Genomic DNA, 11221 nt, shown 5'->3' on the forward strand with positions numbered 1-11221 from the left:
AACATCGCTGTTTCAACCATTATTTGCGGATTTTCCAGTGGATTCTTGCGGGAAATTCCGCTTTGTCCCTGTTTTCGTCACCTCAATGCCGAGAGGCTATTTTACCATAACCCTTCCCCCTAAATTTGTTTCATTCCCCGACCTGTCATCCAGCGATTGAATCTCAATCTTTGCTGAACGAATTTTTAGGAGTCTCTAATCACCCAGCAGCTATCTGTTTTACGCTGAAGTTCACTGTGACGAATTCCGATATCTATCATCGAGGATAGATGTACAGAAATTTCGCAATAATTCATACAAGAAATTGACGAAATCCTGAATTCATGAAACAAGCGAAGCTTCATGACGAGTCGCAATCCCTTGACCATAGCTGTTAAACTGGGCGTCCTATCCCTCTTTATATCTCTATATAAGTTATCCCAATGTATAATCTACCTTTTGTAAGCGCATAACGCAATGCTAGGAAGTGAAATTTGACACAAAATATACACTGTTTATCCAAAAAATTCGAACTTCATGTTCGTTTCCGAATGGACGCTTCGCCAATCACTTATGAAAACGGATGAGGATATGCATTCAAATCTGCGGAAGTCAATATATGATCAGCGTATCCCATTTGATACGGCAACTCGAATATTCGCTGCAAACCTTGCCATCGTTCCAGCCCGTGACCAAACGTGATGGGCATCATGCCCGGTATGAGGACTTTGAGCGCATGTAAATCAGCATAGGATGCTTCTACATTGGTTTGATTCATCACAATCACTTCAAATCCATGTGTGTGAAGTTCATTTAATACGGCATTTAAAATGAGCCGAATGTCTTGTGATTCCATCTGGTATCGACCAGAAACGCCCTGGTATGTTTCTGCTATCGTCTTGACTTGTCCATCGTCCTCTCGTTCTAACAAAAAGCGCCAACGGGAATATGCTTCTGGCAATGCAGCCAGCAATACATGATCCATAATATCTCGCATTTTGGACGAGTCTTCAAACATTGCTCGTGCCTCGGCTCTTTTTTTCTCTGAAACGCCTTCCAAATAAAGCACTTGAACGGCGAGTTCTCGCAGCGCTCCATATGCAGCCTCGTACGGATTTAAGTGACATGAACTGCTTGCAGTCACTCGTGGAAACACGTTTTTATCCAATAACTCAGCTGTCGCGACAACTGCAGGAATATGTAGGTCATGTGAAATGTTGAATAAGCGCACTCGATACCCTTTTTGCTCAAGCATAGATACCGTTTTAAGCACTTTATCAGGACAATGTTGATCGATCCTCAGTTCTGGTACAGGTAATTTTCCATACCACATATTGAGATACCCATCCCGTTCAATCACTTCAAAAAGGCCGTGCAAAATGGCTTCTTCCAGCGTGCCTCCCAAAGCACAACCGTTACTTGATTCAACGACGAAACGCTCTGTGTCATTTGATTGGCCATAATAGGCCACTTGTTGCGGGATTAGCACCGGTTTGTTAAACATGGTCGAATATGCCCAAACCCAAAAATACTTTGTATCTGCATGATAGACTTTTAAACCAGACATTTGCGTCTCATAGGCGAAATCTGTATGTAAACCAAACCTCCATGGATCAATAGCCATGTTCTGTAAATTCAAGTATGAATCGAACACGACTGGATTTCGATCCGTCGCTGTCGTCGAACACACACGCTCAATCACTTCGAGAACTGCTTTTTTTTTCGCATCTTCGATGGAGAACCCTGAACCATATCCGAAATGTCCAGCTGCCCTCGTGCTCACGCCCGCATTGACACGAACGTAACCATCTTCACTCCAAAATTCTTGCACGTTCGATATGTACCCAACATCCTCATTCACAAACAAATTCTCAAGGCGAGATAATTCTACATCACGTACGCGAAGTTCATCGATGTCCACAATCTGGTGGGATTGAAAAGAGAGTTGCCCCAACTTCGCACTGTCCATAGCGGACAGACCACATCTTGGGCAATCATGACTTGGTAGTAACGGAACCCACTGAATTTCCGCGTTTCGGTTGTGAATAGCCACCGTACCTTGTAGGCGAGTGCATGTTGTGGACAGAAAAGATGCAACTTCGGTGATAATGATGGTAGACAAAGCTGATAACTTGGATGGTTCACACGTGAGCGGTATTCGAATTCCATCTAAGGCTAAGGCACCGAATTGCGTTTCTAATGCCGAATCATGCAGGGAACGACGCCTAGAATGCTTCCATCGCAATTGAAGACATGTCGCGCACCCAGGTTGACCTGGTATTTCAAGTGGTCCAACAACCACAGTAGACGCTCTTCCAAGCACGGGCAAAACTTTAATATCCAGTGCTCTACAACGCTCTAATATGGATTCTTCAAACGATTTATCTGGCGAATCTGACACCAAAAGAACCAAGTCCGGCCGAAGTTGTTCCGAGACATTGAGTTCAATCCCTCTGACAAGAACCAGTTCATCCTCAAGTGATGAGAACGCTTCTTTTGCCCAGTCCTTTTCAATCTGCTGACCCAATACTGGACCTTTATCAAACATGACAACCTGTTTCCCCGGCATGTCCATCCCCCTGAAATATGGAAACTACAATGATTTTTTATCCGTTGTACATGGTCTTAAAAAACTACCAGAGAGCCGTTTAATAACAGCTCTCTGGTAGCGTGTACATTCATTTCACAGAATTCCGGTGACCTATTACCACCAATGACCTTTATTCGTACTAGTACTCGTACTAGTACTCGTGCTGGTGCTCGTACTTGTACTCGTGCTGGTACTACCCCAATGGCAATTGCTCGAGTTAGTACTCGACGGCGGGTCACCACTTGCTTGTGTTTCAAACGTCAATGGTTGGTGCACTAATACTTTTGGTGATTCATATCTCTTTTTCATGTTACCCCTTCACCCCTGATATGGAAGATTAGCTATAATATAACCTACGTTCTCTACCGAGTCAATAATTGTTCTTAAAAAAGAACAAAATATTTTTCAATTCCTCATCTTTCGACTAGCGATGGAATGCGGGCGCCGGAAACGCATGCCTAGCACCTTGAAACTGTGCGCGATAAAGCTCTGCATACAACTGCCCATTTTTGAACAGAGATTCGTGCGTTCCCTGCTCAACTACATGTCCCTTATCCAGTACATACACATAGTCCGCGTGTATAACCGTGGAAAGCCGATGTGCAATGGACAAAGTGGTTCGCCCTTTCATCAGCCGATGCAGCGCTTCTTGAATGACCTGCTCAGATTGGGTATCCAAGGCAGAAGTCGCTTCATCTAACAGAAGAATGGGCGCATCCTTCAACAATGCCCGTGCGATCGCGATGCGTTGCCGTTGCCCTCCTGACAAGCGCATGGCCCGTTCCCCCACCTCAGTATCATAGCCATGGGGAAGAGATGCGATAAAATCATGCGCGTTCGCATCTATCGCCGCCTGGACAATCTCCTCATCGGTTGCAGCAAATGCCCCTTGGCGAATATTGTCCCGTATGGTGCCACTGAACAAAAATGTCTCTTGCGGCACATAGGCAATCTGTTGGCGCAGCACTTGTGCATATCGCGCTTGAATGGATTGACCATTCAAGGTGATGACACCGGAAGTTGGCTCATATAAACCCAATAACAACTTAAACAGCGTACTCTTGCCCGCGCCGCTCGGGCCGACAAGCGCAACCGTGCTGCCCATGGGGACGGAGAAAGAAACCTGCTCCAAAGCGCGGCTGCCATTGGCGTATGTATAGGATACTTGGTGAAAATCTATCACCGTCCGCTGCGGCACAGATGGAAACGCTAACATAGGTTGTGGTGGATGATCCTCCATTTCTTCGTCCATAATGCCCCAAATCCGTTCAACCGCCGCCATTGCGGTTTGAAAGGAACCAAATTCGCGCGGTGTCGACATCATCGGGCCAATCACGTTTTGCATGAGCGTCATAAAGGCCAAAAGTCCGCCCACCGTCATTGCACCATGCGCGACATAAAACGCGCCGAGCGTGAAACTTAACAAATAGGCCACGTAGTGTGCGAGACTCATGCCAGAACTGACGCCGGATCTCAACTTGATATTCTTGATTTGCAAGTGAAGAAGATGTCCTGTCCGCTCATGGAATTGACGGATGAACTGATTCTCCAGCGTAAATGTGCGTATGACCATCAGTCCGCTCAGCGATTCGTTGACAAAGGATTGGATGCTGCCAAAAGCCTCTGATAGTTTTTTGCTATTTCGCTTGGCATATTTGGAAAACAGAAACGCAGCAAAGATGGCTGGCGGCGCTAAGCAGATGCAGATGAGCGTGAGCTGCCAATTGAGAAATAGCAGATAAATCAAAGCGCCGATGGCGGTGAGCATCAAGCGGGCGACGTTGAGCACGTACACCCCAACCGCAGCGCCGATGGCCCCGATGTCATACGTCATTCGCGAAAGAATATCACCGGATTGGTGCGCTTCCATCCGGTCTGTCTTCATGCGCAATGTTCGCTGGTACAAGTCCATGCGCACATCTTGTTCTATTTTGCAGACAACGACGCCTTGCAAATAGTTTTGTGCAAAGACAAATGAGGTGCATACAACAACCACGGCAATGCCCACGGGTAACATCCAATGCAATTTCCCCAAGTCTTGATGTATGGCCGCTTCGGTCAATGTTTGCAGGAACCAGGCAATATACAGGGATACGAATAGATTGATGAACATGATGATCACAAGCGCAAAGTACGCTCCCCGCACTTTCCACATATACGGCATGATGCGAAGAAACGGTGTCCACATCTGTTTGAGCGATGCTGGTCTATCCACTGTGTCTTTTTCACCAGAAAAAAAGTTTCGCAACGCCAACCCCATCATTGAAAGACTCCCTTCATTCCCGACGCATTGCCTGTCGAGATAAATACCAGCGCAGAATCCGGGAAGGGTGGGGCGTGAGATTTACGAAACGCTTCCATAGATCCGCAATCCAGCCATCCATTTGCAGCACCATCTTTGGTTTGCGGACATACGCCAAACGGCCAATCACCTGATCTTCGTAGACCGGCGCATCGTTTTGCAGGTTGGAGTCTCCCTTACAAATGAACACCACTTTTTGATTGACCGTCTCCATCTTCCTCACCCGATGACCAACGAGGTGACCTGATTCAGTGTGAAACAGCAAAACATCACCCGGCTGAATATCCAATAGCTGTTTCACGTAGGTAAAACGGCAAATATCCCCTTCACGTATCCAAGGAAACATGCTGACACCTTGGGCTGGCACATCCAGCCAGCCACGGGTTTGGATGTGCCGCTTCATCATTTCGACAGTGGCCTGCATATGTGCTCAACCTACCTGTTCAATCAACCCGTATTCAGTCAGTTGATCCAAAAAACGCACCACATCCGCCGTGGCCACTTCTTCAGACACCTCATATTCAGCCATCACTTCTGTAACAAGTTGCGCTTTGGTCAAACTCTGTTGCAGTTTTGACCAGAGAAAGCCTCCAATAGGATTCAATTTGGAGATGGTGAACTTCTCCGAATTCATCACCACCCAATTTTCGTCTAATTCGGCGGACTCGACAGATGTATTCCAGCGATATTGTTGACTCATGATATGGCCTCCCAAAATAAATCATTTTTTTGAAACTCAAGTTCATATACCGGTACAACATGTAAAAGCGTTTTGTATAATCCCAAAATGTTTTGTGTTTCCTGCTGACTGAACGCCCAGTAGAAGGACTTATCCATCATGCGCAAGATGGCTTCTGATGTCGTGAGCGGTTTACGGAATATGCGCGATGATTGCTGCAATAAATTGATAGCTGCCAAAGGAAAAGATTCCGCCGTAAATTCAGGTGTGGTGTCACTGCGAAACGGTGAATCAAGGACATCTACCTGTCCGGCCCGAATTCGCACGATGGTCGCTTCATCCGACAACAACATGCGCGGATGAGACAATCTGGCGACCGTCGATTTGCCAGCTCCGGAATGGCCCGAGAACAGATGTGCTCGCCCGCCATCAATCGCACAGGAAGAGTGGATCAACAGACCCCAATTGCGATGAACGATAAATGCGCTGTACAAGTTCATCATGGCGTGTTTGAGGGAGATCTGTTCGTTGACTTTCAAGAGCGCTCGCGTGAAATCTCGCTCTACTGCTAACTGGTAATCCAGTCTTTCATAGATGATGGATGTTTCTTCTGCAGACACCTTGTAGGCTTGGTTGGCAAATGGTAGACCATAGCCAGCTTCGATGTGAAGATGTAGATCACAAACCTTGGTTTCATCGCCTGTGTCCACCACACAGTATGTTTCTAACACCCACCCCTGCACCTCTGATGACGTGGTTGTCATCGAAATGAGGTGATCCCCAATTTTGACCATCAATTGATACATTTTGTTCTCCCCTATGAGTTTGTGGTCGGTTTTTAGGTTGTTTTGTATTGCTTTATGGACATTATGGAGAACAAATCGTTCTTTGTAAAGAACGATTTGTTCTGGAGAAGTTATTTGTGTGTTTTCGACCCAATCTTTCTTTGTCAGTTTGGCAATTAAGTGATGAAGAATTGTTAGTTATCTGCTGTGGTGAGTATCGAAATCAGTTTATTCAATCGTTGCCAATAGAGAAGGACATACAGTTGTAGAAAACCAACATGCTCTTTTCTTCCTCTACGAATCCATAACCTTGCTTCTTGTGCAGGTGGGAATAGCCACCTGTTGAGATATTGAATTTTCCTTGGCCAACCCTCAATAATGGCTAAGTTTAGAGCCACCTTCGAACGGAACCTAGTTCGAAAGTGGTTATTTTCCAATCCATGAGGAAGCGACTGCACTCCTTTAAGAAAAGGGTATAGCTCATACAAGTTAGAAAGAACAGTACATACAAGAGACAAAGTATCATCTCGCCGAGATTTATTCAGAATTTCGAATAAGTCGACTGTAAAATCTTTATTATTTAGTATTTGGAGGATATCAATACGCGTTTTTTCAGATTCAAACCAATGTCTAGTAGCATGAATACACGCCATGTAGAAAGTATGATTTATGGACAACTCATAAATACATTGATAGCTTTCAATGATTTGTGCCTCTTCCCAAAACTCTTTCAGATTGACGTCCCCATCAGTGGTCCTAATGACATTGTAATGAACCTCTAATATTAAGGGATGCAAATCATTAGTTTGCTTGATGAATGTTTCGTGATAATGTCCAGGGATGTCATTATGAGGACCATCGTATCCTATAGACAAAAGTGCTGAAATAACTTCGTTAGATAGCTCTCTCGGCACTAAAATATCGATATCAGATGTTGGACGATCCCCTAAGTCACCAAAAAAGCGCTCTGCAAAGCGTGTACCCTTGAGCCATATTGCCGAGATACCAACTCTATCAAATAACCTAAGTACTTGTTCTGTTTCGCGTTTCACGTACATATTCTGAAACATTGTTGTTTCACGACGTCTTTGAAGTTTCATTTGAAAATCTAGCGGTGTTTGACTCAACTTTCCTTTATGTCTGAGCAAATTATAAATTTGCGGCATAATATCCTCTTGCTCTAATACAGGTAACAGTTGTGAATAGAAAGTTCTATCTCCTGGTAAATACTGAACATCCGTATAGAGCATATGTAGGAAATTCCTCATCAGAGTAGTACTGTTTATTTTTGAGCCCCCCAATCTTCTTGTAATGCAATTGTTTGTTATAGACGACAACACGTTATTACCCTATCTAAAAACTGTGTTTCCAAAAACATACCTTGCTAACTCGTCTAAGGTATTATAACATTATGTTCGTTTTAAAGAACAAATTTTTATTTTAAATGAACGAAATTTAGTTTGCTTCCACACCAAATTATATACCGTATATGAAAATCCCCGCGTGAAGGGAAGGGAGAATGCATTAGATGATGGGAAAGCGCATTCGGCAACTTCGTATGGAAAGGGGACTTTCATTGTCTAGTCTAGCTCGCCAAGCAAATATCGCAAAATCCTACTTAAGTGCAATTGAGCGCGGCATCCAAGCAAATCCGTCAATACATATTATGGAGCGCATTTCATTTGCTCTTGAGGTACCTATCCAAACTCTGATTGAGAACGGAACCAACGTACAAAAATCGGGTGATTAAAACTCTAGCGAGGGATACCAATGACACTACCGACGAATGACGTTAAAAATACAAATAGAAGTTCCATTGGACCTAAACGCAGAATTCTACGTTACACGCTAAGCACTCTAGCCGTGCTGATCGCTGGAGGTTTGACCATGGGCGTTTATGAGTACTATCGCCTCCAACCAAAGCATCATTTTGAGAATCCACCATTATTATCAAAGGATACTGCTAAAGCGACGAAAAATCCTGTCAAATATAATCAACAAGTAGTCAGTGCTGCTCCAGAGACTTTTAACGTTCTGTTAATCGGTTCTGATGAGCGAACTGAAGATGGAGCAGGACATTCTGATTCTATTATCATCGTTCATGTGAATTTAAAAAATAACAGTTACAACATGTTAAGTATCCCCCGCGACACCCGAGTGTATATGGATGGATATGGGTATACTAAATTGACCAGCGTCATGTATATTGACCAGGCTGATCACGGACTTCAAAAAGGGATACAGGCTGCAATTGATGCTATTAGTGGTTTAACGGGATTGCCCATCAACTATTATGCGATCACGAATTATTGGGGTTTACAAGATATCGTGGATACTGTTGGCGGGATCAATATGAAGATACCGTTTCCAGTTACTCTGACACATGCTTGGTATCCCCAGGATCAAGGTAAGCAGTTTAATCCTGGTACATACGCAATGGATGGACAGATGGTGACGGAGGTAGTACATGAACGGTACTCATTAGCCAATGGTGACTATGGTCGTCAGCAGTTGCAGGAAGAAGCATTGATTGGCATCGCCCGTAAAGTGATGAAACCAACTTCTATGACTAAGTTGCCAGCAGTCATTCGAGCATTGCCAAAATTCCTGATTGGAACCAATATGAATACATCCGACATGCTGAGCCTAGCTTTGGAAGCCAAGCATTTTAGTTCAAGTAAGATTCATTATTATCAGGTAAGCGGTAAGCAGCAGGCTATGTATAACGATGTTTTGAAAGCCGATGATGACGAAGTAGTACTCGACATGCAACAACTGGATAATATTATAGACAGGTATTTTCAGTGATAGATAAGGAATTCTTTATTACTCAACTCTCGCAGACCAAAATCGGCAAGTATGCCTTGATGTAGCTGGGTAAACCGTCAGTCCATTTCTGTAGTTGACGGTTGATGAGTTTTGAGATGCGCTTGCTGGTCTTCTTGGTCACGTCGTTCACAAGTTCAATCAATTAGCTCAACGCAACGGCCCAATCCAAATCACTGACTTCCACATAGTGCCCGGAACAGATTCCCAAGGTGTGATCATCGGTGCTCCGACGATGCTGCCAAGCTAAAAGTATATATCGTGGGAACACGATCGTCGTATGGCTGATGAGCATATCCGTAAGAACGACTATAGTGGACCTGTACCCGTAAAACTGGACACCAGATAGGAGGACAGTTTTACGGATCCACTATAGTCTGCCTGGCGGCGTTTCAAATCACGGCGTTGCCTTCGCTTCCATGATAGGACGGTATGGTCGCATGAAAACCCGCAACTGCGTCATGCCTCCGTCGTAACCCGTCTCAACAATCTCGTCATAGATAACCGCTGCATTGAGACATCCTTCTTGCATTCGTTCAAGTATGTACTCGCGGTATGGGTCAATTTTTACAACCGTTGTTCACAACTAGGGTTGTAGTAACAAAGGCAGACAACATAACCGCTTGATCACCTGAAACTGAAACTGAAACTGAAACTGAAACTGAAACTGAAACTGGAACTGGAACTGGAACTGGAACTGGAACTGGAACTGGAACTGGAACTGGAACTGGAACTGGAACTGGAACTGGAACTGGAACTGGAACTGGAACTGGAACGTGGAAATTGGTGTCTCGGGCATCCTATTGCTTAAAATCAGAACTAAAATACGTCGGATAGCCTAAACCATAGTGTATTTTCTCATCAATCAAAAAAGGCCTGAGCCCGCTACAATAACGAGTTCAGACCTTGCAGCTTAATAAAATGAGATGTGTCTAACTTTTGGCGCCTCCTCAGAACTGAGATAAAGCATTAAGTGACAACCGCTGTTTTATTTAATAAGAAAGCATTTTCGTGTAGGTAATTCACGACTTTACACGCACATTGTTCAATAGTTTGAAGAGAAGTGTCTAATACGAGCTCGGGCTAGTTGAAATCTCGTAAGGGGAACCAATTCCTGTGAAACCCTTTATTTCTCCTGCTTTCGCCTTTAAATATTACCCCTTTGGATCGCGCTGCTCGCAAATCTCAAGTGAGCATTTCACGTATATCTCCGCAAAACACCCGATAGGAAACATATGTCGTGCCCTTTTGCGATCCTCTGTAAACGGAGATATCATAGCAGTAATCGCCACTATTCCAGCATCAACAAACAAACTAGTACCACATCAGGCAACCTTGATCTTCTTTTGTTCCCGTAAAATTCGTTCGTCCCGTTTGTGGCGATTTCGCCACCGGATATGCGCTTGAATTGCTTGGGCCAATTCTTTATGGTCCTTGTAGTCACTTCCTGTCAGTACGAACTTGCGTAACGGACCGAAGTGACATTCGATCCGGTTCATCCATGAGGCATTTGTCGCGGTAAAGACCAACTCGACGTTATTGTCGGCAGCCCACAAAACCACTTTCCCATGTTTGTGTGGGAAAAAATTGTCTAAAACGATGTACAATCGCTCCGTACGATGATAACGTCGCATCAGGACTTTGAAGAATCGCAAGATGTCTCGGTGTTTTTGTGCTTCGAAGTATGATCGTACAACTTGTCATCTTTCAAATCTAGCGCCGCCAATAGATGCCGAACACCGTGATTGCGGTGATAAGTAGCTGGCAATCGCTCAGGATGCGCTTTCTTGAAACACCCTTGACTCGGAAATGGTTGCACCTCTAGGGGGGCCGAACTCGTCAAAACAGAGGATTCGTCCGTCTGTAGGTGGTTGTTGGTAGAACGATTCTATTCGTTTTTTTTCGTCTCGAACTCTGGGTCATTGGATGCTTCCCATGTCTTCGTATGCTGATATGTGGTGTTAGGTTAAAAGTGTGGACACAACGAATCAAGAATGTGAAAATAAGTAAATTGATTCGAGGTGTCTACGATGACAAAACAATACGATGCAGATTTCAAA

The 11221-nt window shown here is 44.4% G+C and carries 9 protein-coding genes and 2 pseudogenes; 2 read left to right on the plus strand and 9 right to left on the minus strand.

The features are described from left to right. Positions 1 to 550 precede the first annotated feature (550 nt). The 6 genes from ACFSB2_RS06330 to ACFSB2_RS06355 form a co-directional block, all read right to left on the minus strand. The gene (locus ACFSB2_RS06330; RefSeq protein ID WP_377942194.1) at positions 551 to 2548 is read right to left on the minus strand and encodes a TOMM precursor leader peptide-binding protein; all 1998 of its coding nucleotides are present in this window, start codon (positions 2546 to 2548) and stop codon (positions 551 to 553) included. A gap of 445 nt (positions 2549 to 2993) precedes the next feature. Further along, entirely contained in the window at positions 2994 to 4829 is a 1836-nt protein-coding gene (locus tag ACFSB2_RS06335) for an ABC transporter ATP-binding protein (protein ID WP_377942195.1), read from the minus strand. Between the two features lie 16 nt (positions 4830 to 4845). After that, positions 4846 to 5295 carry a signal peptidase I gene (locus ACFSB2_RS06340; protein WP_377942196.1) on the minus strand — a complete coding sequence of 150 codons (450 nt, stop codon included), beginning with the start codon at positions 5293 to 5295 and terminating at the stop codon, positions 4846 to 4848. Between the two features lie 6 nt (positions 5296 to 5301). Then, a complete protein-coding gene (locus tag ACFSB2_RS06345) occupies positions 5302 to 5571 on the minus strand; it encodes a PqqD family protein (protein ID WP_377942197.1) in 270 nt (89 codons plus the stop codon). Next, positions 5568 to 6356 (minus strand): hypothetical protein, encoded by a 789-nt coding sequence (locus tag ACFSB2_RS06350; RefSeq protein ID WP_377942198.1) that lies wholly within the window; start codon positions 6354 to 6356, stop codon positions 5568 to 5570. The genes ACFSB2_RS06345 and ACFSB2_RS06350 overlap by 4 nt, the downstream gene beginning before the upstream one ends. Positions 6357 to 6529: 173 nt before the next feature. After that, complete coding sequence (locus ACFSB2_RS06355; protein ID WP_377942199.1) at positions 6530 to 7585, minus strand: nucleotidyltransferase family protein; 1056 nt, start codon at positions 7583 to 7585, stop codon at positions 6530 to 6532. Between the two features lie 278 nt (positions 7586 to 7863). Between ACFSB2_RS06355 and ACFSB2_RS06360 the strand changes: the two genes are divergently transcribed. Next, the gene (locus tag ACFSB2_RS06360; protein WP_377942200.1) at positions 7864 to 8085 is read left to right on the plus strand and encodes a helix-turn-helix domain-containing protein; all 222 of its coding nucleotides are present in this window, start codon (positions 7864 to 7866) and stop codon (positions 8083 to 8085) included. A 137-nt stretch (positions 8086 to 8222) separates the two neighbouring features. Beyond that, on the plus strand, positions 8223 to 9143 hold the full coding sequence (locus tag ACFSB2_RS06365) for an LCP family protein (protein WP_377942201.1): 921 nt from the start codon (positions 8223 to 8225) through the stop codon (positions 9141 to 9143). A gap of 22 nt (positions 9144 to 9165) precedes the next feature. On the opposite strand, the pseudogene ACFSB2_RS06370 reads toward ACFSB2_RS06365, so the two are convergent. The 3 genes and pseudogenes from ACFSB2_RS06370 to ACFSB2_RS06380 all read right to left on the minus strand — a co-directional run. After that, a pseudogene (locus tag ACFSB2_RS06370) lies at positions 9166 to 9459 on the minus strand (IS4 family transposase); the annotation flags it as partial. Between the two features lie 781 nt (positions 9460 to 10240). Then, a pseudogene (locus tag ACFSB2_RS06375) lies at positions 10241 to 10474 on the minus strand (adenylyl-sulfate kinase); the annotation flags it as partial. A 12-nt stretch (positions 10475 to 10486) separates the two neighbouring features. Then, positions 10487 to 10816 carry a transposase gene (locus tag ACFSB2_RS06380; RefSeq protein WP_377942202.1) on the minus strand — a complete coding sequence of 110 codons (330 nt, stop codon included), beginning with the start codon at positions 10814 to 10816 and terminating at the stop codon, positions 10487 to 10489. Positions 10817 to 11221 lie beyond the last annotated feature (405 nt).

It is taken from the genome of Alicyclobacillus fodiniaquatilis (assembly GCF_042678105.1).
GTDB lineage: Bacteria > Bacillota > Bacilli > Alicyclobacillales > Alicyclobacillaceae > Alicyclobacillus > Alicyclobacillus fodiniaquatilis.